This is a genomic window from Aliivibrio sp. EL58, from assembly GCF_900312675.1.
Lineage (GTDB): Bacteria > Pseudomonadota > Gammaproteobacteria > Enterobacterales > Vibrionaceae > Aliivibrio.
In genome coordinates, this window is record NZ_OMPC01000001.1 from 918,218 (window position 1) to 943,410 (window position 25,193).

19 protein-coding genes are annotated in these 25,193 nt (G+C 39.3%); 13 read left to right on the top strand and 6 right to left on the bottom strand.

Annotated features, from left to right (window positions below; genetic code table 11):
• Positions 1–78: 78 nt before the first annotated feature.
• Entirely contained in the window at positions 79–999 is a 921-nt protein-coding gene (locus ED622_RS03980; protein ID WP_122032639.1) for a LysR family transcriptional regulator, read from the bottom strand.
• A gap of 210 nt (positions 1,000–1,209) precedes the next feature.
• Between ED622_RS03980 and ED622_RS03985 the strand changes: the two genes are divergently transcribed.
• The 3 genes from ED622_RS03985 (at position 1,210) to ED622_RS03995 (ending at position 3,229) form a co-directional block, all read left to right on the top strand.
• Entirely contained in the window at positions 1,210–1,521 is a 312-nt protein-coding gene (locus ED622_RS03985) for an Mg2+ and Co2+ transporter (RefSeq protein ID WP_122032640.1), read from the top strand.
• A complete protein-coding gene (locus ED622_RS03990; protein WP_122032641.1) occupies positions 1,518–2,549 on the top strand; it encodes an HlyD family secretion protein in 1,032 nt (343 codons plus the stop codon). The genes ED622_RS03985 and ED622_RS03990 overlap by 4 nt, the downstream gene beginning before the upstream one ends.
• A 152-nt stretch (positions 2,550–2,701) precedes the next feature.
• The gene (locus tag ED622_RS03995) at positions 2,702–3,229 is read left to right on the top strand and encodes a lipocalin family protein (RefSeq protein WP_122032642.1); all 528 of its coding nucleotides are present in this window, start codon (positions 2,702–2,704) and stop codon (positions 3,227–3,229) included.
• 60 nt (positions 3,230–3,289) lie between these two features.
• On the opposite strand, the gene ED622_RS04000 is transcribed toward ED622_RS03995, so the two are convergent.
• Positions 3,290–4,549, bottom strand: coding sequence for a hydroxymethylglutaryl-CoA reductase (locus ED622_RS04000; RefSeq protein WP_122032643.1), 1,260 nt, complete (start codon positions 4,547–4,549; stop codon positions 3,290–3,292).
• Between the two features lie 344 nt (positions 4,550–4,893).
• Between ED622_RS04000 and speA the strand changes: the two genes are divergently transcribed.
• Both speA and speB read left to right on the top strand, forming a co-directional pair.
• Positions 4,894–6,786: an arginine decarboxylase gene (gene speA / locus ED622_RS04005; RefSeq protein ID WP_371413427.1), complete on the top strand. Its 1,893-nt coding sequence runs from the start codon at positions 4,894–4,896 to the stop codon at positions 6,784–6,786.
• Positions 6,786–7,712: an agmatinase gene (speB, locus tag ED622_RS04010; RefSeq protein ID WP_122032645.1), complete on the top strand. Its 927-nt coding sequence runs from the start codon at positions 6,786–6,788 to the stop codon at positions 7,710–7,712. Before speA ends, speB begins: the two co-directional genes overlap by 1 nt.
• Before the next feature lie 61 nt (positions 7,713–7,773).
• Here speB and ED622_RS04015 read toward each other — a convergent pair whose 3' ends face one another.
• Positions 7,774–8,682, bottom strand: coding sequence for a M15 family metallopeptidase (locus tag ED622_RS04015; RefSeq protein ID WP_122032646.1), 909 nt, complete (start codon positions 8,680–8,682; stop codon positions 7,774–7,776).
• A gap of 377 nt (positions 8,683–9,059) precedes the next feature.
• On the opposite strand from ED622_RS04015, the gene ED622_RS04020 reads away from it, so the two are divergent.
• The gene (locus ED622_RS04020) at positions 9,060–12,116 is read left to right on the top strand and encodes a DUF748 domain-containing protein (RefSeq protein ID WP_122032647.1); all 3,057 of its coding nucleotides are present in this window, start codon (positions 9,060–9,062) and stop codon (positions 12,114–12,116) included.
• A 98-nt stretch (positions 12,117–12,214) separates the two neighbouring features.
• On the opposite strand, the gene ED622_RS04025 is transcribed toward ED622_RS04020, so the two are convergent.
• The 3 genes from ED622_RS04025 to ED622_RS04035 form a co-directional block, all read right to left on the bottom strand.
• Positions 12,215–13,267, bottom strand: a complete 1,053-nt coding sequence (locus ED622_RS04025) for an aldo/keto reductase (RefSeq protein ID WP_122032648.1) — start codon at positions 13,265–13,267, stop codon at positions 12,215–12,217.
• Positions 13,268–13,300: 33 nt separating this feature from the next.
• On the bottom strand, positions 13,301–14,092 hold the full coding sequence (locus ED622_RS04030) for an ABC transporter permease (protein ID WP_122032649.1): 792 nt from the start codon (positions 14,090–14,092) through the stop codon (positions 13,301–13,303).
• Positions 14,093–14,195: 103 nt separating this feature from the next.
• Positions 14,196–16,043, bottom strand: coding sequence for an SUMF1/EgtB/PvdO family nonheme iron enzyme (locus ED622_RS04035; RefSeq protein ID WP_162922445.1), 1,848 nt, complete (start codon positions 16,041–16,043; stop codon positions 14,196–14,198).
• A 501-nt stretch (positions 16,044–16,544) separates the two neighbouring features.
• Here ED622_RS04035 and ED622_RS04040 point away from each other — a divergent pair.
• The 7 genes from ED622_RS04040 to ED622_RS04070 all read left to right on the top strand — a co-directional run bounded on the left by ED622_RS04040 (position 16,545) and on the right by ED622_RS04070 (position 25,173).
• Positions 16,545–17,324, top strand: a complete 780-nt coding sequence (locus ED622_RS04040) for an AraC family transcriptional regulator (RefSeq protein ID WP_162922446.1) — start codon at positions 16,545–16,547, stop codon at positions 17,322–17,324.
• 145 nt (positions 17,325–17,469) lie between these two features.
• On the top strand, positions 17,470–20,637 hold the full coding sequence (gene putA / locus ED622_RS04045) for a bifunctional proline dehydrogenase/L-glutamate gamma-semialdehyde dehydrogenase PutA (protein ID WP_122032651.1): 3,168 nt from the start codon (positions 17,470–17,472) through the stop codon (positions 20,635–20,637).
• A 14-nt stretch (positions 20,638–20,651) separates the two neighbouring features.
• Positions 20,652–21,359 (top strand): 1-pyrroline-5-carboxylate dehydrogenase, encoded by a 708-nt coding sequence (locus tag ED622_RS04050; protein ID WP_122032652.1) that lies wholly within the window; start codon positions 20,652–20,654, stop codon positions 21,357–21,359.
• Between the two features lie 149 nt (positions 21,360–21,508).
• Complete coding sequence (putP, locus tag ED622_RS04055) at positions 21,509–23,005, top strand: sodium/proline symporter PutP (RefSeq protein ID WP_122032653.1); 1,497 nt, start codon at positions 21,509–21,511, stop codon at positions 23,003–23,005.
• Between the two features lie 154 nt (positions 23,006–23,159).
• On the top strand, positions 23,160–23,519 hold the full coding sequence (locus ED622_RS04060) for a glutathione S-transferase N-terminal domain-containing protein (protein ID WP_122032654.1): 360 nt from the start codon (positions 23,160–23,162) through the stop codon (positions 23,517–23,519).
• Positions 23,520–23,790: 271 nt separating this feature from the next.
• Positions 23,791–24,033 carry a hypothetical protein gene (locus ED622_RS04065; protein WP_012552096.1) on the top strand — a complete coding sequence of 81 codons (243 nt, stop codon included), beginning with the start codon at positions 23,791–23,793 and terminating at the stop codon, positions 24,031–24,033.
• Positions 24,034–24,267: 234 nt separating this feature from the next.
• Positions 24,268–25,173, top strand: coding sequence for a siderophore ABC transporter substrate-binding protein (locus tag ED622_RS04070; protein ID WP_122032655.1), 906 nt, complete (start codon positions 24,268–24,270; stop codon positions 25,171–25,173).
• The last annotated feature ends 20 nt before the right edge of the window (positions 25,174–25,193 follow it).

Consider the following 25,193-nt stretch of genomic DNA (forward strand, 5'->3'; position numbering starts at 1 on the left):
CACCGCGGATTTGACTAATTGATAACGTCTATCTTGAATATAACAAATTTGTTATGGCTAATTTAAATGTCGTTCTTTCTAATGCTTGGTCATCTTAGGCGGTAAGATGGTGTCTACTAACTTTTCTAGCCAGTTAAATTTTTCTGAGTTCATGTACTTAGTATTGTAAATTAATGCGATTTTCATCTCATGGCGCTTTAGTTTGTCTTCCACTTCAATAAGAGCGTATTTTTTAGGATCAAGTACATCCATTAAGCTCTGTGGAGCAATAAACAGCATGTTTGAGTTTTCAAGCGCTTTCAAAATGGGATTGACTTGCTGAGAACGGAATTCAGGTTGATTAGTAATATCTCTATCTGAATATTGAGGCGCTAACATGGTTTTAAAGTTAAATTCAGGAACGATTAATCCGGCAAGGGGATAATTAAAGATTTCTTGAAGGTCGATAGTCTTATTTGCCATCGGATGATTAATATTACAGATACCAGCATAAGTAAATAAACCGACCGGTACTTGTCGTAACTCTTTGGAGACATCAATAGGATAATAGTTAAGAGCAAAATCGAGCTCGCCGTTAATTAAATCATCCGCAGTGGTTTGAGTAAAACTATGCAGTTCAATGCTGATATTAGGCGCATCTTTTTTAATTGCTTGGCAGATCTGATATCCATGAGTTTCAATTACAAATCCATTCATTGCGATCTTAATTTTCCCTGTTAGCTGCTTGGGCGAGAAGCTGTCGTTCTTTAGAGTTCCTTCAAGCGCTTCGAAGATCTTAGGTAAACTGATCGCCAATTCTTCAGCTTTTGGTGTGAGTTTCAATCCGCGAGACTGCCGGATAAATAGAGGATCATCAAATTCTTCTCGGATCTTGGCTAGAGTGCGACTTACCGCAGGCTGGCTAGTGTTAAGTCGCTCTGCTGCTTTATTGGTGTTTTTTTCTTGCAGTAGCACTAAGAGAGTTTTAAGTAGATTAAGATCAAATTTGGCTAAATCCATTTTATGCCCTTATTGATAGCTATCGATTAACTATAAACTAACGTCATTCATTAGAAATATCAAATCTGTTATATCAGAAATACGTGTATGCCATTGGTAAAACGATTAAATTTGATTATTTTATCAACAAATAGTTTAGATGTGCCATTTTAAGGAATAAGAGGGCTTTTAAATCTAAGGATAAATAGAATAACGACAATAGGTGTTCCAATGCAGATACATCCTACAAGTTTAGAGTTTGAAAACCTCCCTAGTGTTTATGCACTTCTCGATTCCATTGTATTTATGTGGTTTATCATTTTAGTTACGGTTGGCATTATTTCATGGGTAGCGGCGAAGGTTTGGCACATTCATTCCATTCCAAAGCATTTGGCGAAAGAAAAGGGATTAGCACAGGCCAAATTGATTTTTTGGATGTGTATTTTAGGCTTAGTTTGGAAGCCATTATGGGTACTGGCTGTACTAGCTATAGTAACCGATTGGGATAAAGTTCAAACGTGGTTTAAAGGGGCGCAATCATGAAAGAGATAATGTTGCCGTACATTTTAATCGTGTGGTTATTGTTTAAATTTAATGTATTAAAGCGAACCGCAGGGAATTACTTTATTACAACTTTTGTTGGTGTAATTTTAGCGCTAGCACTATTTTTTGGACATCGATTCTATTCGCCTGCGGATTTAACTAATTCTACGACAGTTAAAGCTCCTCATGCTGTTCTGTCTCCATCAGTTGGCCAACATATTGATGAGATCTACATTGAACATAACCAACATGTTAAAAAAGGCGATGTACTTTATCTACTAAAAGATGACAAAATTACTTCTGCGATAATCGAGGTTGAGTCAGCTCAATTGGAAGTAGAAAAAAGTATTGAAGCAAAAAAGGTCGCTTTACAACAAGCAGAGCGTAATCACCTGAGAAACTTAGGTATGAAAGAACATGTGTCAGTACGTGATACCGAGGAATCACAGGACTTAGTTGAAATGCTAATCGCTGAAATTCATGTTTTAGAAGCAAAAGATTTAGGCTTAAAAGCGCAGTTAACCAATCTAAATTTTGAATTGGACCGCTTAACTATTACCGCACCCTTTGATGGCATGGTGACACATATTTTTATTGCTGATGGCTCTCGTATTGGTTCACTTCACTTGTGGGATACGAGTAAAAAGTTTGTTGAAATGCGTATACCAGATCAATCGTATAAAAATATTAAGCCGGGGCAATTTAGTGAGTTTTTTGTTAGTGCTTACCCAGGTGAGATTTTTAGATCAAAAGTGCATAGCGTAGTAAAAGCAACAGGTGAAGCTCAAGGCAGTTTATTACCTCAAGAGCAGTCAGTATCGAGTCATATTCAACGAGGATCTGCGCCAGTTGGTCGAACGGTTATTCTTGAAATAGATCAAGATACGATGGATATGCTACCGATTGGAGCGACAGGTTCGGCATGGATCAGTGCTGAGAAGCCACATTCAATCTTAGGCTTTATGGATATTATTGGTGGAGCGACGGTTCGTTTAAGTGCAGCTAAATCTTATTTACAAGCTTTGTAGTTCTACAATATAGATCAATACAATGTTAAAAAAGGCGAGTTAATTTCAGTAAGTGAAGTTAGCTCGCTTTTTATGTATGTACTGATTAACTAAGTGATCTTTTTACGCTAATCTGCCGTAATATTAAAAAGATAAAGTTAAGGGAGCTAACGATGATAAAGCGTATAACTAAAATAGGTTTCATAGGAACAGTATTAATGATATTAAGCGGCTGCTTAGGGATGCCAAAGGGTGTTGAACCCGTATCAGGCTTTGAATTAAATCGCTATTTAGGCAAATGGTATGAAGTGGCACGGTTAAATCATTCTTTTGAAGAAGGGTTGAGTAAAGTCAGCGCCGAGTACAGCATTAATGAAGATGGAAGCGTTAAGGTCATTAACCGAGGCTATTCAAAAGAAGAGAAAGAGTGGAATGAAGCAGAAGGGAAAGCTAAGTTCATTGATGCAGAAGATCAAGGTTATCTTAAAGTCTCGTTCTTTGGTCCTTTCTACGGCTCATACGTGGTGTTTGAATTAGATAAAGAAAATTATCAATATGCATTTGTATCAGGCCCTGATCTTGATTATTTATGGCTACTATCTCGAACAAAAGAAGTTGACCAAGAAGTGATTGAGCACTTTGTATCAACGGCTCAATCACTCGGTTTTAAAACAAATGAACTTATCTTTGTTGAGCAATAATTAAATGTCGCGTTAGTTAACGGATATTCTTGGGATCTAAGGGATATCCCTGTCTATTAACTAGCGCGCTAACTTATGGTGTGCTCGTGAAAAATGCCCCGCACAAAATGCACCTACAATAGATAACTCTCCTGCTAAACATAAGGCAGCACATACTTCAGCTAACGCTTGTGATTTTCCTGCACCGTGCAGTCCCATCAATTCTAAACAGGCTTTTTGACTCGGTAATCCAGTTCCACCGCCAACCGTACCCAGCATTAAGTTTGGTAAGGTTACACTTGCGTATAAATCGCCATTTTTATCCACTTCAATTCGTGTCATACCAATAGCAGATTCGGCCACACACGCAGCATCTTGACCACACGCAATATAAAGGGCAGCAAGCGCATTAGCATAATGAGCATTAATACCTATGGTGCCACTTAGTGTTGCGCCAACCGTACTCATCTGAGTAAATTGCATCATTTTTTCAGGTGTCGTGTGGAGATACTTTTTAACTAATTCGGCAGGAATATGCGCCTCAGCGGTGACTTTTTTACCACGAACACTGCGCAAAGTTTGGCTGCTTGCTTTTTTATCTCCTGATAAGTTGCCATCTAAATAGGCATTTTCTGGAGTAATTGGAGAGTGCTCCATGATGTAACTAAACACGGCATTGGTAGCGATGGTGACCATATTTTGTCCAGAAGCATCACCAGTTAAAAACTCAAAGACCAGATAAACATGATTGCCTTCAATACTTATATTAATGTCGCTGAGTTTACCGTGTGAAGTTGTCGCTTCTGCTAATTGTTTAAAGGTGTCGTATTGGGTAACGGCCCATGCCACAAATTGTCCAGCTTCAGCTAAACCAAAAAATGCAAAAGCAGGAGTACGAGTAACCCCTTCGTTTAATAGCATGGCACTTGCGCCACCACTTGCTGTTAGCAGTTGTGCCCCGCGATTATAAGAGGCCACTAAAGCCGCTTCTGTGGTTGCAAGAGGTACTAAGTAATCATCATTGGCAAATAATCCATTCACACGTAATGGGCCAGCAAGACCAACGGGTAATTTCACCGTGCCAATAAAATGCTCGATATTCTTCTCGTACACATGGCTTTGGGCTTGAGTGTGCGGATCGAGTAATTCTGATTGCAGCTCAGGCTTTGCTAGCTTATCCCAACGGCGAGTAAGGTTCTTTTCTGTTAGATAAGGGCTAGGGGTGATTCTATTGGTTGGTCTTTCAAAATGAGGGTTGAGCGATTGCTCTAATTTATCTGCGGAGATATCGCCTCCTAAGATTGATACATAGTCACGACGGTGCAGATTCAGTTTTGGCATAGGAACATATTAATTACAGCAAATGTTAAGAGTGATTTTACTGAGTAATGAGAGAGAAACAAGAGATAGATATAAACGGTTACAGTTTGCTTATATTTTAGGGGCTTATTAGGGCTAAGAGATGCAGATAAAACAACATTATAAAGATCACATTTATCGACAAGTTTTTTTGATTATCACGATAAATATTCATTATTGGACTACCTTTTAATAATGTTAGTTAATGCCGTCAACACTTCGCTAGATTGCGATGTTTGTTGGGTTATGCCTCGATATTCCAACGAGGTATTTTCTGTTGATGGCCCTATTGTGTGAGGTCTCTAGATTTGGAACATTCGGTTAATTTGGAACGCATCCGTGCTGAGTATAATGTAAAGCATTGGAGCCAAGGTTTTTACGGTATTGATGATAATGGTGAAGTGTATGTTTCACCACGTAGTGAATCAGATCATCAAGTCCCATTAAGTCATATTGTGAATCAATTAGAGCAGCGAAATATTGGATTGCCTGCTTTGGTTCGTTTTCCTCAAATCGTACATCAGCGTGTACATAATATTTGTAACGCATTTAACCAAGCGATTGAAGAATACCAATATGAAAACCATTATCTTCTTGTTTACCCTATTAAAGTAAACCAACAAAAAGAAGTGGTTGATGAAATTCTTGCAAGTCAGGCGCAATTAGAGCAAAAGCAATTAGGCTTAGAAGCGGGCAGTAAGCCTGAGCTATTGGCCGTATTAGCATTAGCTCAAAAAGCGAGTTCAGTGATTGTATGTAATGGTTATAAAGACCGTGAATACGTTCGCTTAGCGTTGATTGGTGAGAAACTTGGCCACAGTGTTTTTATCGTTCTAGAAAAATTATCAGAATTAGATTTAGTTCTATCTGAAGCAAAGGCATTAGGTGTAAAACCTCGCCTTGGTTTGCGTATTCGTCTGGCCTCTCAAGGTGCAGGTAAATGGCAAGCAAGTGGTGGTGAAAAATCGAAATTTGGCCTGTCTGCCTCTCAAGTATTGACGGTAATTAATCGTCTAAAAGCAGAAGATCAGTTAGATATTTTAGAGCTTGTTCATTTTCATCTTGGCTCACAAATGGCGAACATTCGTGATGTACGAAATGGCGTAAGTGAAGCGGCACGATTCTATTGCGAATTACGTGATATTGGCGCAAAACTTAAATACCTCGATGTAGGTGGTGGTTTAGCAGTTGATTATGATGGAACACGTAGCCAATCATCTAACTCAATGAACTACGGTTTGGCGGAATACGCGCGTAATATCGTGATGACCATTGGTGATATTTGTCAGCTTTACTCACAACCAATGCCAGTGATTATTTCTGAATCTGGACGTTCGTTAACCGCGCATCACGCCGTGTTAATTACCAACGTTATTGGTACAGAAAGCTACACGCCAGAAGCAATAGAAGCGCCTTGTGGTGATGATCCTTTGTTATTACACAATATGTGGCGTAACCTAGAACAGTTAGAAAATGGCGGCGATGATCGCGCATTAATTGAGATTTATAACGATACTCAATGTGACGTAGCAGAAGCGCATAATCAGTTTGCAACAGGCATGATTAACCTTCAGCATCGTGCATGGGCAGAGCAAATATCATTACGCATTAACTATGAATTAAGCGTAAAAATGAGCACCAAGAACCGCTACCACCGTCCAATTCTAGATGAATTGAGTGAGCGTTTAGCGGATAAATTCTTTGTGAACTTCTCTCTGTTCCAATCATTACCCGATGCATGGGGCATTGATCAGGTATTCCCTGTAATGCCATTAAGTGGTCTTGATAATGCGGATGAACATCGCGCAGTGGTATTGGATATAACGTGTGACTCAGACGGTACGATTGACCAATACGTTGATGGCCAAGGTATTGAAACTACACTGCCAGTACCAGCTTGGAACCCTGATGAGCCTTATTTGATGGGCTTCTTCTTAGTGGGTGCATACCAAGAGATCTTGGGTGATATGCATAACCTATTTGGTGATACCCACAGCGTTGTTGTAAATGTTGATGAAAATGGTGAAGCGAATATTGATTACATCAATGAAGGCGATACCGTTGAAGATATGATGCGTTATGTGCATATCGATGTAGATTTGATCCGTCAAAACTACAAAGACATGGTAACAGCGAAAGTAGCAAAAGAAGAACAACAAAGCGTGCTTGAAGAGTTAGAGCAGGGCTTGATGGGTTACACCTATTTGGAAGATTTTTAATGAACGATTTATTCACCAAAAAAGATTATTCATTGTACTCAAATGCAATGACATTTATGCGTCGTCCATTGGTGCAAAACCCAATTGATAACGATGCAGATATCGTTGTTCTAGGTGCGCCATTAGATATGGCTACCTCTGGTCGTCCTGGTGCGCGTTTAGGCCCTGATGCGATCCGTCGTGCGTCAGTAAATTTATCGTGGGAAGGTAAAAAATTCCCATGGGACTTCAATGTATTTGATCATACTAAAGTCATTGATGCCGGTGATTTAGTGTTTGATACCGGTGATGCTGAAGACTTTACTGTACGTCTTGAAGCGGCGGCTGATGCGATTCTAGATAATGGTAAAACGCTGTTAGGTTTAGGCGGCGATCACTTTATCACGCTTCCATTACTTCGTTCTTATGCGAAAAAATACGGTGAAATGGCATTGATTCATTTTGATGCTCACACGGATACTTATAGTCATGGTAGCCGTTACGATCACGGCACTATGTTCTATCATGCACCAAACGAAGGGTTAATTTCACCAGAGCATTCTGTTCAGATTGGTATTCGTACTGAGTATGACCAAAAAGATCATGGCTTTAATGTGATCAATGCGATGCAAGCGAATGACATGAGTGTTGATGCAATTATCGAACAAGTAAAAGGTATTGTTGGCGACAAACCAGTCTACCTAACGTTTGATATTGATTGTCTTGATCCTGCGTTTGCTCCGGGTACAGGAACCCCTGTGTGTGGTGGCTTGAACTCAGATAAGATCTTAAAAATCATTCGTGGTTTGCAAGGTATCAACATGGTAGGTATGGATGTGGTAGAAGTATCACCTGCGTATGACCAAAGTGATATCACAGCATTAGCAGGCGCGACGATAGCTCTTGAATTATTATATGTTTGGACGGCGAATCGTTTAAACAAATAAGAATGATAAGCTTTGAGTAAAAATAAACCCGTTGAATGAGAGTTCAACGGGTTTATGCTTTTCAGGATTTAAAGCAGCGAGATTCTGATACTTGTGCTTTCTTGTTTATCGCTTGCATAACCGCGTTAGGGTTTGCTTTATATAGGCGATTTAAAGAGGTCATTGTTTTTAATTCTGTTTGTAAATATGAACTATAATCTTTAAAGCTATTCATATTTTCTGAGCCATAGTTGTTTTGGCAAGATTGAACCCAATTAACGTAGTTCGTAAAAAATTTCGATGCCTCTTTGGTTGGCATTGCTGTCATCAAATACGCCATATCTCGGCTGGTTTGAAAATGCTGAAAATCAATTGGTGTGTCCCAATAGCCACCCCAATAGATGAATCCATTTTTAGCAAAAAGATTAATGACCTCTTCTGCAAATCCTTTTCTATCTTCCTTACCTAAACGTTGTAACATTCGATTTGAATATTCGTGGCCTTTTAGCGGTTTGAATGTTGCGGTTCCCCAAGAGGTAAATTCAACGAACGGATTTTGTAGGGGATTGATATCAATAGCAACGCCATAAGCATGCAAAGAAAGCGATGATTTCCCCGCAATCGGTCGGTAGTTAAATGCTGAGGTGTTATTGGCATCCATTGATTTAATATCGTTGCCAGCGTAATACTCGATGGGTTTTGCTTGGGCAATAGGGAAACCTTGTTGATAAAGCTCAGCAAAAATACGTTCAACATGAGGCGCCACAGCATCTAATACAATCAGCTTACCTGACGCAGTTTTTCCATTAAAGGTGTAATGCTGAAAGGTCACATTACGCAAACGGTCACATTGCACTGGTGCTTTAGTAGACATAACACTTTTACCAATCATGGCTTGGCATTGAGATGAACTAAGTGGAGTCACGTTAGCCCAAAGCGAAGTGGAAAAAGCAGTGACAATAACCGCGCTTATTATAGGAATGATTTTCATTTTTAGGGTACCTAACCATGTACTGATGAATTACTTTATGTATTGATAATAAATGTATAGCAGGACTATGACAGTATTTATTTAGCGATGTAGAGTAAATATCACCCCATTAATTAAGGTGATACTGCTTCAAAGTTACTTTTGTCTAATTTTAAGAAAGGATAAGAGGAGAGTGGTGGACATAAACAAACACTAGGGATAGAATTTTGATGTTTTACTTAGTGTCTATAGACAAAAGTAATCATTCTTGTATTTATGCCATTGATGGCTTTTATAAAATCAGGGAAAGATACCTATCTGGATAAGTTTTAGTATTAAGGGTTATCCAGATGAGTATCCGATTCTTGTCGATATAGACGTAGGAGTAGAGAGTCATAATGTCGAACAAATTCAAAATAGCAATAGCCAAGTTTCGTGCATTTCCGCGTCGAATTCGTTGGAGTACTTATGCGATAAGTAGCTACCTTTTTTACGCAGCATTGCTTGGTTTACTCGTTCCTTATATTGCTAAACAGCAGATCCCAGAGCAAGTGTCTAAGTTGATCGAGCGGCCAGTGACATTGACGGATATTTCGATTAATCCATTTACCCTTCAGTTTGACGTTCATCAGTTTGCTATTTTAGAAGAATCGGCGCCTTTTGTTAGCTTTGAAGATGCCCGTATTCAAGTTAACTTTTGGGAGTCTATTTTCAATGCCGCAATTTCAGTTGAATATATCTCATTAGATAAGCCTTACATTAATATTGAACGTTTGAATAATAGTGACACATTAGCTTTTAATTTTAGCGATATTTTAGATGCAGTTGCTCGTAATACTGTAACAAGTGAGGCTCCAGAACCTAACGTTGATGAGACTACTGATCGACATGCTCCGCTATTCCCTGTTCTAATTAAACAAACTGCATTGACTCAAGGTAATGTGCGCTTTTTTGATGGTGTGACAGCAACAGAATTAGCGTATCCAGATATTAATGTCACGTTAGGTGCGTTTTCTACCCAAAGCTTATTCACAGATGCAGAGAAAAAGAATAACTACCATTTGCAAATTACCGATGCAGATTCTGGCAAGGTAGAGCTTAAAGGCGAAGTGCAATTAAAACCGCTAGAAGTGCTTGGTGATATTAAGGTTCAACACATTCAATTGCCACGCTTATGGGGCTTTATTGAAAAAGACATTATTGCCAAATTAACCTCGGGTAATGTAAATTTTTCATCAAACTATCATTTGGCTCAAACCATCGGTGACACCGAGAGTGGTGATACGATTAGTATTACTACTGATAAGGGCATGTTCTCTGTTAATGATTTGAATTTTAATGCTGAGGGCAAATCGATTGTCTCTTTGCCTGATTTTTCAGTCAATGGTATTGCGACGAATGTAGAGAAGCAAACCGTTAACATTGATTCTGTTACTTCTCATGGTTTAAATGTATCAGCAAAGGTTGATGATAAAGGGGCCGATCTTGTTAGATTATTCACTCCTAAATTTATTACAGAAGCAGCAAAAGAAAATAAAGCGGAACCTATAGAAAAAGAGCCAAAATCAACGGTTGATGCACCTTCATGGTTAGTGACACTTGATGGTGTAGAAATTAAAAACTATCAGTTAAACGTCGAAGAAAAAGTCGTTACCAAAAAAGCCAACCAATGGCAGATCTCCCCAATTAACTTAACGACAAGTCAGATTGTAAGTGATTTATCTAAACCGATAGATTTTGATTTCTTCACGTCGGTTAATGGTAAAGGTGACATTAGCGTTAAAGGCCAAGCCGATGCTAAACAACAAGCCGTATTAGCTGATATTGATGTGAAATCACTGAAGTTAGCGCAATTCCAGCCTTATTTAGCAACCGCTGTAAATGCGACGCTAACCAAAGGGGAAGTGAGTACGCAAGCTAAGTTAGACGCAAATGCAAAAGGTAAAGTTGAGGTGAGCGGTGGCGTTCAAGTAAACCACCTTTCAATTCGTGATAATAAGTTAAGAAAACCGTTTGTAAAATGGCGTTCATTGGCGGTCAATAAGTTTGATTTTGATTTGCAAAAAAACAAATTAGCAGTCGATACGCTAAGTTTAAGCCAACCTTATGCGCGAGTGGTGATCAATGAAGATCGTACAACTAATATCGGTGACTTGATTGTCGCTCAACCAAGCACGAAAAAGAAAAAGGCAGCATCTGTAAAAGCGAAGAGTAAGAAAGAGAAGCCGTTTGCATTAAGTGTTCGAAAAATAGCGTTTAATAATGGTTCAGCGTTCTTTGCTGATAACTCACTCACGCCGAATTTCTCTTCAGGTATTGAGCAATTAAAAGGCAATGTCGGTCATGTATCGAGTATTCCAGGAACGAAAGCAACGGTTGATATCAGCGGTAATATTGAAAAATACGCACCGGTAAAAGTGAAGGGCGAAATAAACCCATTACTTAAACAGCCTTACTTGGATCTTGATGTCATATTCCAAAGTGTAGAGCTAACAACGGTAAACCCTTACTCAGGTACGTACGCAGGCCATTACATTGATAAAGGCCAATTAACATTAGCGCTTAACTATAAATTAGAAAATAACCAATTAAAGGGTGAAAATCACGTTATTATCGACCAACTACAGCTAGGTAAAGCCAGTGATAGTGATATCGCGACCTCACTGCCATTAGAGTTGGCTATCGCTTTACTGCAAGATAATAATGGAGTAATTGACTTAGGGGTTGAAGTCTCTGGTGATGTCAACGATCCAGAATTCAGCCTTGGTGCGGTGATTTGGAGTACGATTTCAAACATCATAACTAAAGCAGTAACTGCGCCATTCTCGTTTATTGCAGGCCTTGCGGACTCAGATGAAGAATTAAATGTGATCGCGTTTGATTTTGGTACGAATACGTTAACGACGGAAGAGCAAGAGAAGTTAAAAACACTGGGTTCTGCACTAGAAACTCGCCCGAAATTAAAGCTAACCGTTGATGGAGCAGTAAATGCACCAGAAGACAGTAAAGCGTTAGCTCTTGCGCAATTTAATGAGAAACTTGCCGAGAGCGCGCAAATGAGCGTTGCCGAATTTCCTGCGAATTTAAGTGCGAGTACGATGCCAACTTCTGGGAAATTATCTGATGGATTACAAAAGCTTTATAAAGCCGAATTTGGTGAAAAAGCGAGTAAAGTAGAAGATAAAATTGAAGATGAGCAAGATGAAAAGGGTGTAGAGCTAACCGATGAAGAGTTAGATCAGCGCTGGCATATTGCGTTGTATAATTTAGTGCTTAATAAGCAAGAAATCGCAAAAGGTGAATTAGGTCAACTGGCGCAACAACGTGCTCAAGCAGTAAAAGCCTATTTGGTTGATATCGTTAAAGTTGATGCATCTCGTGTATTTTTACTTGATAGCCGATTCGATATTGAGCAAGACACGAGTAGCGTATTACTAACACTTGAAGCTAAGTAAACTCAAGCTCAATAGTTACTGGGATTGATTCAGTGAGATAGAAAAATGGCGACCAAATGAATCTGGTCGCCATTTTTATTTGTTATTTAGATTCTTTTTTAGAACGGCATTGGGTACTTTTTAAAGACTAGATTAATATCTGAAATAGCTTCGTCACTTAATGGTTTTGAAAAAGCGTCAATGTCTTCTTTCAATTGCTCTAGAGACGTTGCGCCAATAATAGTTGATGTCACTCCATCCACTTGGTCACACCATGCTAATGCAAGCTGACAAGGTGTATAACCGTGTTTTTCTGCCACTTGCATATACGCTCGTACCGCTTCATTTGCAGCTGGCGTATCTCGGAAAATACCATTACGTTGTGAGAACGTCCAACGGCTGCCTTCTGGCATTTTTCCATCTAAGTATTTGCCACTTAACATTCCGCCCGCTAATGGTGACCACGGCAAATAGGCCACCTCTTCGTGAATGCAGTTTTCGATTAAATAAGGCCAGTCTTTAGCGTGTAATAAACTGAATTCATTTTGAATTGATACCATTCTTGGTAAATCGTATTTAGCACTCAGTTTAAGGTAAGTGTTGATGCCCCAAGGCGTGTCGTCTGATAATCCGATATGGCGGATCTTACCTGCTTTAACACATTCATTTAATGCTTGTAAGATTTCAAGCATATCGGCTTCTTCTTTTTTCGCATCAAAATTACTGAACTTGAACTGATTAGGAAAATGCTTACCAAAATGTGGAGAAGTACGGTTTGGCCAGTGCAATTGGTACAGATCAATATAATCCGTTTGTAGACGAGCAAGTGATGCATCTACCGCAGCAATGACGGCTTCACCTGTAATCGGTGCACCTTCACGAACCCAAGGTAATCCCGGACCTGCGATTTTAGAGGCTAAGATAATCTCTTTACGTCGTTCAGGGTTTGCAGCTAACCAATTACCAATAATGGTTTCTGTTTTACCGTAGGTATCAGGCGAGGGTGGCACTGCATACATCTCAGCCGTATCAATGAAATTAATACCTTGGCTAAGTGCATAGTCAATTTGTTGATTGGCATCTTCTTGATTGTTTTGCTTTCCCCAAGTCATGCTACCTAAGCAGATACGAGAGACAGAGAGATTGCTGCTACCAAGTGTTGAGTATTCCATTTGAGAAGGTTCCTTTATTTGATTTTTATTAGATCATTGATCTAGAAAACGTACCAATACTTTCCCTTCTTTAGAAATATTATGTTTGAGGGTCAGTTGTAACGTGATGGTGACTGATATTGTCAGCATAACAAAAATGGCGATTAAAATAAGTAATTGATATTTGATAGCAACCATTGGGTTTACCCCACCTAAAATTTGACCTGTCATCATGCCGGGTAGCGTAACTAATCCAGTGGTGGCCATTGATGCCATAATAGGGGCAAACGCTTTTTGCATCGCAGCACGAACAAAAGGAAGAGTCGCATAGTGAGGAGATGCGCCAAGAGCGATAGCTGCGTGATATTCACTTTCACGCTCTTTAAACGCGGTGAATAAGTTTTGCAATGCAACGATATTTCCACTCAAACTATTACCTAGCAGCATTCCGGCTAAAGGGATCACATACTGAGCACTATATAGTGGGGTTGGTTGAATAATCACAGAGCTGAGTAAAATAACTAATGGCGATAGCCCAACCAGTAAACCAGTTGCAACCGGAAGCAGTAATTGTTTTCTAGGGAGTTTAGCTTTAGAAATGATAGAGCTAGATCCAATCCCTATCATTAAAATAATCCAAAGGGTATTCAGTAGTGGATCATTTAATTGGAAAATAAACTCAAGATATAAACCAATAAAAGCCAGTTGTGCCACCATACGAAACACACTAATACCGATCTCTTTAGCGAGATCCAATTGGTAAATGCGGTTAATGGTAAAGGGAATAATGAGAGTAAGGCTAAATAGCCCCATCAATGCCCAACTGATATCTAAAGATTCTTGCATGCGTTTTGCCTAAAGCGGTTAATTAACGTTATTTGAACATAAAAAAACCGCTGATGTCAGCGGTTTTTTTTATTTATGAATTTAGTTAAAGCATATTGATTAACTACAGAGTTCGAACCACACGGAAACCAGTGTAGTTAGCGCTTGTAGATGGGTTAAGCTCTAGAGATTCATATGCTTTTGCTTTTGTTGGTGCAAAGCTCCATGCGCCGCCACGAACAACCCCTGATTTAGTGTTTGTCCATTCCCAAACATTACCTGCTGTATCATAGATACCGTAAGGGTTTGCGCCAAAGCTACCTACAGGGGAAGTTGACTTGTTTGCCCAAGAAGAACCACCCCAGCCAGTGTTTGCGTTGCCTGAACCAATGTCAGAGCCCCACCAGTAAGCTTCTTTACTTCCTGCACGAGCTGCAATTTCCCATTGCGCTTCAGAAGGCAGTGCGTATTTAAAGCCAGTTTGTTTTGTCAGCCATTGTGCGTAGGTTTCAGCATCTTTCTTAGAGATACATACAGCAGGCGCATTTTTTGACTGTTCAAAACCAGGTTTGCGCCAGTTTTGATTTTGGTGACGTTTAGTCTCGCCGCCATTGATAGCATTACAACCCGCGCCTTTTTCTGCTTCAGTGATGTAGCCTGAGCTCGCAACAAAGGCATCAAATTGATTAACCGTTACTGGTGTTGCTGCAATAGAGTAGGCTGTTGAGATATTGATGTTTTTTGCAGCATCTTTACCTATGTGGTAATTACCAGAGCCAATCACAACCATTTGTGGTGCTTTTTGGTTGTTACTTAGGCGGTCAGCAAACTTTTTACCTGGCTTTGGGCGGTTTTCTTGTAATTTTAATTCAGCCCATACTGTCATGTCTTTAGATAATGACATTTGGCGGCTGTATGGTTCAAAACCTGATTTCTCAACTGTAATTTGATGTTGACCTGCAGGTAGCATTACATCTACAGGAGTGCTGCCGTAATTAACGCCATTAACAGTTACGTTATCTTCATGACGGTTAGAGCGAATGGTAATACCAACCCATTTTTTTTCTTTTTTGATTTTATCGTTAGATGCTTGTGATGTTCCTGGTTCAATACAGTAACGGTTTTCTAAACCAAGCAGTTGACATGCTGCCGTTGAATTTGGACGAGCGCGTAGTGACGCTTGCAGCTTAGTTGTGTAACGGTTACTACCATTAAAACCACTGTCAATAATTGCGCTATCAAGAACGTGAATATTAAGGGATACATTCTCAACGTGTTGCTTAACTGTGTCCGCTTCTGTAAAACCGTTAATTAACTGCTGCTGAAAGCTATTTACTGCTTTTTGCATACTCAGTGTTTTACCTTGGCTTGAACACGCATCTAATGTCATCGACATTTTACAAGTAATCGTATGAACCACATCTAAAGAATCTTGAGTTGATAGTTCTTCTTGTAGGCGAAGAACACGAGCTTCTTGACGAGATTCACCGAGAATTTCAAGCTCATCTAATGCGCGTTGTTTTTTTGTACTGCTTGCTTTTAATACACGAGTCTGTTCTTGGATATCTTGTTGAATAGATAATTTAGCGACTTGGTTTTCTTTTACTTCTTTCCAAGAGTCTTGGTATTGCTTTTGGAAAGGAGTAATGTCAAGTTCAGGATCATCAATCATTCGGTTATATTGCTCATCTAAATTACGTTGAGCAAGTTTTCGTTTTGAATCTAACTGCTTTGCTTTTTTATCTAAAGCATCACTTTGATTACGCAAATCACGAAGACGATGTTGATCGTTTACCACGGTGCTTTCTAATTGCTTAACTTCATCACGCTTGTGAGTTAATTTGGTATCAATTGAAGCAACAGAATCAACGCTAATAGTTGTTGATTGAGTGTCGGTATTAGCAAGCGCAACAGAGGTAAAAAGCGCCGGCGATAACAGTAGTGCTAGTGCGGGTAATCCTTTACGGTTCATAATTTTTCTGCTTTTAATTTTAGACATAAGATAATTTGGTTCTTTAATTCATTTTTAGTTAACCCTTCGATTATAAGGGTTACGGTATCTCGATACTGATCTGCATAGCCCATTTTTAAAAATATCCTAGGCAGATGAGTATCCGTGTATTCATAGTTTTGACACTAAGTGCTGATGCAATTTCTATACCAAATATAGACGACACCGAGAGTGTAAATTAGAGCTTTACTTGATCATCGTTTCAATAACTAAGAACGATGATCAAGGTTATAAATAAGAAAGTACTTTCTTAAATCTGAATAACCACTCTAATTTACTGTAAATAAAGATTTTTTATATAAAATCCACAAAGTTAAATCTAATGTGACTAGTTGAAAGTACATCGACTGTATCATACGAAAACATGATCATGCTTTCGTAGTGATATTTGAAATAGAGTGGTACTATGATGTAGATAACATTTTAACGAAAAGACTTTACCTAGATATAGATGGATTTATCATGAAAAAGAATTGGATTTCACCCGCACAAATTATCATGCTGCCCGAAGAGAGAGATCTTCATTCACATGAATACCATCAATTAGTAATAGGTTTAAAAGGCCAAGCTGAGTTTGAAATCAATGGAAAAAGCAGTTTGATTTACGCAGCTAAAGTCGGAGTAATACCTGCTTACCAAGAACATGCTTTTTCTAGTTTGCATCAAGCTGAAGTCTTAGTACTTAATTTTCCTCAGTTTTTTGAAGATCGTGAGCTAGCTTCGAGGGTCAATGAATTGTTTAGTCAGTCTGGGTATTATGAATTAGATGGTCAGATCCAGAATTTGATTCAATTATTGGTCTGTGAAATTCAAGCGAGTGTTAATGATCACCTTTTAAATAAAGCCTGCAGTGACACGATAATTTCCTTGCTCCACCGTCATTTAATTGATGAAAATTCAGAAAAAAAAGTTCAACGACTAAATTCTGATGTGATTGACAATTTTATAACGCAGCACATTGGAAGTAAGATCACAATTGCTCAGTTGGCTAGTACAGTTTTCCTCGGGGAGAGTCAATTTTATGCCATTTTTAAGCAAGAATTTGGAACTACCCCACATCAATATATTATCGTAAAGCGGCTAGATTTTGCCAAAAAGCTACTGAATCAAAGTCTATTGAGTATTGGAGAAATTGCTCAACAAACAGGATTCGCGAATCAGAGCGCGTTTAGTCATGCTTTTGTGAAATATAAAGGGATCTCACCAAGTAAATATCGTCATTTACACTTTATTCGTAATTAAAATTTACCGCTTTTGTTCTCATTTTGTAACCGTATGGACGATTTAACAATTAAATCGTAGGTTTTGACAAGTAATTTAAGTAAATAGAAAATAGACTCTTTCGCAATTAGCCTTACTAACGAACAGATTAATAAGAGGAACAGATATGTTTCAAGCGAAAGATGTATTGGTGTCATCCATTGTTGACCAGCCATTAACTTCCTTATGGTCAATAATTTCCCCTCTTTATATGGTCGATGAAGCTCAATGGTTAAAAGAGCTGATCCCATTAGCTCAGCCGAGTGAGCAAGAAGCCAACATTATGAGAGATCAGGCTGGTGAACTTATTCAACGTGTCCGCAATGATAAGCAAGCCGTACAGATGATTGATGCGCTATTGCTAGAGTACAGCTTAGACACAAAAGAAGGCATTTTATTAATGTGTCTTGCTGAAGCGTTAATGCGTATTCCTGATTCAGCAACAGCAGATGCACTTATTCGTGACAAATTAAGCGTAGCCGATTGGAAATCTCATTTAAAAAATTCAGACTCAACGTTCGTTAACGCTTCTACCTGGGGGCTATTGCTGACTGGTAAAGTGGTTAGTATGGATGTAAAAACTGATGGTTCTCCCTCTAACGCTATTAGCCGTTTAGTGAATAAGTTTTCAGAACCTGTTATTCGTCAAGCAATGAACCAAGCCATGAAGATCATGGGCCATCAATTTGTGTTGGGCAGAACGATTGAAGAAGCGCAAAAGAAAGGCAAGCCAATGCGCGAAAAGGGCTATACCTATTCATTTGATATGCTAGGTGAGGCAGCATTAACACAATCTGATGCACATAAATATTTCAAAGACTACATTGTCGCAATCGAAAGTGTCGGTAGAGCTACAACGATTGCGGGCTCTCCTGATCCAACCGTATCAATTAAATTATCAGCACTACATCCTCGTTATGAAATGGCGAACAAAGCCCGTGTTATGGGTGAAATGTGTGATTCAGTACTTAAGTTACTAGAACGTGCTCGTGAGCTTGATGTTGGTATTACCATTGATGCTGAAGAAGCCGATCGTTTAGAACTGTCTTTAATGTTATTTGAGAAATTGTATCGCAGTGACATTGTTAAAGGATGGGGTAAGTTTGGTATCGTTGTTCAGGCGTATTCTAAACGCGCGTTGCCAGTATTAGTCTGGTTAACTGCGTTAGCAAAAGAGCAGGGTGATATGATCCCGCTTCGTTTAGTGAAGGGCGCTTATTGGGATACCGAACTTAAAATATCTCAGCAACTTGGCTTTGCTCGTTATCCTGTGTTTACTCGAAAAGAAGCGACCGATGTTTCTTATTTAGCGTGTGCACGTTACCTATTAAGTGCCCATGTTAAAGGTAATATTTTCCCACAATTTGCTAGCCATAATGCCCATACGGTTGCTGCTATTTCGTCAATGGCTACTCATGATGAGTTTGAGTTTCAGCGTCTACATGGAATGGGAGATGCATTATACGATCACGCAATGGATATGTTTAAGCGCAGTGTTCGAATTTATGCACCTGTTGGCAGCCATAAGGATCTATTGCCTTATTTAGTTCGCCGTTTACTTGAGAATGGGGCAAACAGCTCGTTTGTTCACCGTTTAGTTGATGCAAACTGCCCAATCGAAAGTTTAACAGAGCACCCGGTTGATACATTATTAGCGTGTCCATCCCTAGATAATCAATTGATCCCATTACCGCCACAGATATTTTCTGATCGTAAAAACTCATACAGCATTAATTTTGATGTAGAGAGTGAAGCTCAGCCGTTTGAAGCATTGGTTAAAGAGCAGATGACTACGTATTGGCAAGGTGGTCCAATCGTTAACAATAGCCGTTATTACGAAAACATGATCAAGGATAGCTCTGCTGACTTACACAAGATTACTTCGCCATATGACAGAAGCAATAATGTAGGTTCATTAGTATGGAGCTCTGAAGAGCAAGTATCAGACGCATTAACTATCGCTCATGATTTCTTTCCAACATGGCAGGCTACGCCAGTATCAGAACGTGCCGAGTATTTAGACTTATTGGCGGATAAACTTGAAGAGAACATGCCTGAGTTGGTTGCTTTATGTCATAAAGAAGCGGGAAAAACTATTCATGACAGCATTGATGAAGTGCGTGAAGCAGTCGATTTTTGTCGTTACTATGCCGTTCAAGCTAAGCTAAATTTTACAACGCCTGAAACTATTGTCGGTTTTGATGACGTGTCACATCAAATTGCACGCCAAGGTCGTGGTGTATTTGTGTGTATCAGCCCGTGGAATTTTCCATTAGCTATTTTCTTAGGTCAAGTTTCCGCGGCATTAGTCGCAGGTAACACCGTCGTTGCAAAACCTGCGGAACAAACCTCGTTGATCGCCGTTCGTTCGATGGAGTTGCTATTAGAAACGGGTATCGCACCGCAAGCCGTTCACCTATTACCGGGTGATGGTAAAACAGTGGGGGCACCATTAACTTCAGATCATCGTGTAGCAGGCGTAGCCTTTACTGGTTCAACAGAAACCGCGCAATTAATTAATCGAACTTTAGCTAATCGAACCTTTGAAGGTAATGGCGTAGCTCCGGTTCCTTTTATCGCTGAAACTGGTGGTCAAAACGCAATGATAGTGGACAGTACTGCATTACCTGAACAAGTGGTGCGTGATGTCGTTCGCTCAGCCTTTGCATCTGCAGGTCAGCGTTGTTCTGCATTGCGTGTGCTTTTTGTTCAACAAGACATTGCCGATAGAATTGTGAACTTAATAAAAGGGGCGATGGCAGAACTAAGTGTTGATTTACCTGAACTGCACAGTACTGATGTCGGCCCTGTTATTGACTCGAAAGCAAAAGAAAAATTATTAGCTCACATTGAGAAAATGACCATTGAAGGCAAATTGGTTGCTCAAGCAGAGTTACCTGATTGGGCTGAAAAGGGTGATTTTGTTCCGCCAACGGCCTTTGAAATTGAGTCTATTAGTCAATTAGAGAATGAACAATTTGGGCCAATTTTACATATTGTTCGTTTTAAAGCAGAAGATCTGGATAACATAGTTACTGAGATTAACTGCACCGGTTTTGGATTAACAATGGGGATCCACAGTCGAAATGAAGTGACGTACACACGAATAGAGAAAAACAGTAAAGTCGGTAACTGTTACATCAACCGAGATCAAGTTGGTGCGGTTGTTGGCGTTCAACCATTTGGTGGGCAAGGGCTGTCTGGTACGGGACCAAAAGCGGGCGGACCACGTTATTTATTCCGCTATACCCAAGCACAGCAGATCACTTCAATTGCGACTACCTCTACTAAATGAGAAAGGAGATCCTCATGACAACGATTACTCACATTATTGACTCAGCTCTTTCTCAAGGCCAAGTAGAGTGGCAAGTTGATTCATTCTCAACTCGAATGGAGAAACTATGGCAATGGTCGCACCGTTTAGCTGAACATCCTGACTTTGGTGTTCTAGCAGCAAAAATGGTTCGTTTTCAATGCCAACGCGCGCAGCATTTAATTTCAGAAACTGAGCTAATGCCAGGTCCAACAGGGGAGAGCAATGAGCTTTACACAGCAGCAAGAGGCGTTTTTTACATCACATCGGATGAAAAAGCATCGGTTGTTGCATTGATTGGACAAATAACTGCGTCATTAATCGCAGGAAACGCTATTATTGTCGCCCTTTCGAGTCAGGATGCGAAACTAACTTCAGTTATTCTTGAAGGGTTGCACCAAGCTAAAGTGCCAAGATTAGCGGCTCAACAAGCAGAGTTTGCAATAACAGACATTAATGATGTTCGTTTAGCGGGCGTCTGCTTTGTTGGTAACGAGCAAAAGTCGATAGTGCTTAACCAACAATTAGCAAAACGAGATGGATTATTAGCGCAATTGGTTGCAGAAACCGATCAAGAACGCTTACCAGTAATTACAGATCCTCATTTTGTTCTACGTTTTATTACAGAGCGTACACGAACAATCAATGTGACAGCGGTTGGCGGCAACGCAACATTGCTTGAACTTGGGGGTGGTAACCACTGATATTGAATGATTGATATCAATTTGGATAAAGTAGTTGTCCACATTGGTGTTGGATCCCATCGTCGTTATTGCACCATAACAATAGGGCTAAGATGCTCATACAGCAGTAACGACGTTAAACTTACTGCCAATAACATAAAGGAAATACAATGATTGAAAATAATTTTGCCATTACAGGTACGTTTATCGCTTACCTGATAATGATGCTTGCGATTGGGGTTTATGCCTACAAGCGAACGAGCAGCTCATCTGATTACTTTTTAGGTGGTCGAACTCTAGGACCTTGGCCTGCAGCACTATCAGCGGGTGCCTCTGATATGAGTGGTTGGTTGTTACTTGGTCTACCTGGCTATGCTTACGCTGCGGGTTTAGAGTCTTTATGGCTTGCTGGTGGTTTATTAGTGGGTACATGGCTGAACTGGTTAATCTGTGCTAAACGTTTAAGAACCTACAGCATGACAACCGATGATGCATTAACACTGCCAGAGTTTTTATCACGCCGTTTCAATGATAAATCTAAACTAATTCAAACCATTTCAGCGTTGTTTATTTTGCTGTTCTTCCTTTTCTATACGAGTTCTGGTTTGGTTGCTGGTGGTAAATTATTTGAAACTGTATTTGGTCTAGATTACAAAGTAGCGGTGGTTATTGGTACGCTTTGTGTTGTGTCTTATACCTTATTTGGTGGTTTCTTAGCGGTAGCTTGGACTGATTTAGTTCAAGGTCTATTAATGTCAGCAGCGCTTATGATTGTTCCTATTGCAGCCATGCAAGGTGGTTTTGGTCAGTTGAGTGCGGATTTAGTTGCGATTAACCCAGAGCTTATGACGCTATGGACAGGCATGGATGGCAAACCGCTAAGTGCGATTGCGATTATTTCATTAGCGGCTTGGGGTCTTGGTTACTTTGGTCAACCACACATCCTAGCGCGTTTCCTTGCTTCTCGCACAAACAGAGAGCTGACGACTGCTCGTCGAATCGCCGTAGTATGGACTGCGTTATCGATGGTTGGTGCTGTGTTGGTTGGTCTTGTTGGTTTACTTTATGTAAATGGCTCAATGGCAGGTCAAGCGATTGATGGCGAAAAAATCTTCATGCTATTAGTGAATGCGATGTTCCACCCAGTTATTGCTGGCATCTTATTGGCTGCGATCCTTGCTGCCATCATGAGTACTGCAGATTCACAACTATTAGTTTCTTCTTCAGCATTATCTGAAGATCTATATAAACAACTAGTGAAAAAAGACGCAACCAGTAAAGAGGTCGTTAATGTAGGACGTCTTGCAGTGATTGCGTTATCACTTATCGCATTAGCGTTAGCGATGAATCCTGATAGCTCAGTACTTGGTTTAGTTTCTTATGCTTGGGCTGGTTTTGGTGCAGCATTTGGTCCTGCCATTGTACTAAGTCTTTACTGGAAAGGAATGAACCGTAATGGGGCTCTTGCTGGTATTGTTGTCGGTGGTATCACGATTGTTGTTTGGAAACAGCTAACAGGCGGTTGGTTCGATGTTTACGAAATTGTCCCTGGGATCATTTTCGCAACGACGGCAATTATTGCTGTGAGTAAGTTGACAGGTAAACCTGAAGAGGCGGTCGCTCAGCAACATAAGAAATTTGAACGTAACTTGGTTGAGTTTGAATAAGCTTACGTAAATCAATAATAGAATTTAGCCCCATTAGAGTGCTCTCTTTTGGGGCTTTTTTGTAGGTTCAATGAAATGAAACTGTTACAATCCAAACACTTCAAAAAGAAATAACAATTATAATCAATTAGATTGCATTATTAGGAGAGTAAACATGAAATTAATTCGTTTGGTGCTTGGCAAGATTATTTTGGCGGCAGATTGTGTATTTACACCATCAGGGGTAAAACGCGATCCTGCAAAGCAAGCCGAGATAGATGCAGAAACAGCAAACTATTCACTATACCAATTTGAAGCATGTCCATTCTGTGTGAAAGTTCGTCGTACAATTAAGCGTCAATCATTAAAGATCGAACTGCGAGATGCAAAAAATAATGAGCAGCATAGATCTGAATTATTAGCCGGCGGTGGCCGTGTAAAAGTGCCATGCCTGCGAATTGATAATAACGGAGAGACAACATGGATGTATGAATCGTCAGATATTATGGCGTTTTTAGAGAAGCAATACCCTTAATTTTCATAAGCTTGTAATACTACTAAGGTGGTATTTATTGGTTGATTTCATCTAGGCGTACCATTAATAGTACGCCTTTTTTATGTTTAAAATATGTAAATTATTAATAGTCTTACTTTTGATAATTGGTTGTTAATACTTCTATTACTAGCTATTCTATTTATTTTATGAGACTCAAGTCACAAAATACTTGGTTTTAAGTTATAGTTCAGTTAAACTGTTCTTCGTGACTTGATTCACAATAAAATAAAAACACATTAGGCTAGTGATTATGGATAAAATGAGTACAACTCATAAATGGTCAATTAAAAATTGTCCCAAGGATATAGAGAGCCAAGTTTTATCTGTTATTGGATTAATCGATAAGAAAGGTTCAGCATCAGATATGGATCTCTGTAAGATCTTTGGTGAAGTTTTATGGAGTGATGGGAAATATTTCAATTCTCACGCATTTCGCTTCTTATTTGATCATGAGACTCTTTCATGTGAAGTAACGAAGAGACACTTACACTAAAGTAAACAAGCTATGTATTTTTAAGGCCATTATTATTCCCCAATAATGGCCTTTTTTATTGTCTGTTATAAACCAAACTAATCATTTTCTACTCTCTAAAAAACCTCTTTGAACGCAATAAACCTTACATTAAGTGCGTCTTTACAATCTTTACTTTTTTATTCTGGTGAATGCGAATCGTTTTCATTATAGTGATATTTAAATACGAACAATTATCACTTGAGTGTAAAAAATATGAAAAAAAGTATCGCTACAATGTTATTTGGTTTGATGTTTTCTGCGTCTTCTTATGCAGAAACTATTACGGTTTCTCACCAATTAGGTAAAACAACGCTTGAGACAAAACCTCAGCGTGTTGTTGTTATTGGAACGGGAACCTTAGATGCCATTGATTACTTTGGTATCAAACCAGTAGCGGTTACTCAAGCAACCACAATGCCTCCGTATCTATTAAAATACAAAACAAAAGAGTTTGCTTCTTCTGGTAGTTTAAGTGAGCCAGATTTTGAAACTATCTATATGCAAAAGCCGGATGTGATCATTATTGGTTCTCGTGCTGTTAAAGCCTACAAAGAGTTATCTGAAATCGCACCAACAATCGTCTTTACTGCGGATTCAAAAAGCTATTGGGAAAGTACACAGCAACAATGGCGTATGCTAGGCAATGTCTTTGAGATCCAAGATAAAGTAGAAGAGAAAATTGCTAGTGTAGACAGTGAGTTCAAAGCGATTGCTGAACACAACAAAACAAATAATGTTGCAGCGTTAACAGTAATGAGCGCAGGCGGTAATATTACGACTTTTGGTGCTCAATCTCGTTTTTCTTCTATTTATAAAGATTTTGGTTTTAATGAAGCGGTAGAAGGCATTAAAGAATCTCGCCATGGTGATTTGGTATCGTATGAGTTTATTCGTAATGTGAACCCATCAAACCTTCTTATTGTTGATAAAGATAAGTTAATTAGCAAAGATAAAAGCCGTACTCGTGAAGAGTTTGCTAATCCATTAGTGAAAGCAACCGATGCCTATAAGAATGACAGCTTAACGTATCTTGATATCAATGCATGGTACCTAGCAATTGCAGGTGTTACCGCAACAGACCAAATGATTGCTGATGTAAAACAGTCTATTCATCTTTAAGTTTGATCGTTATTTATTTT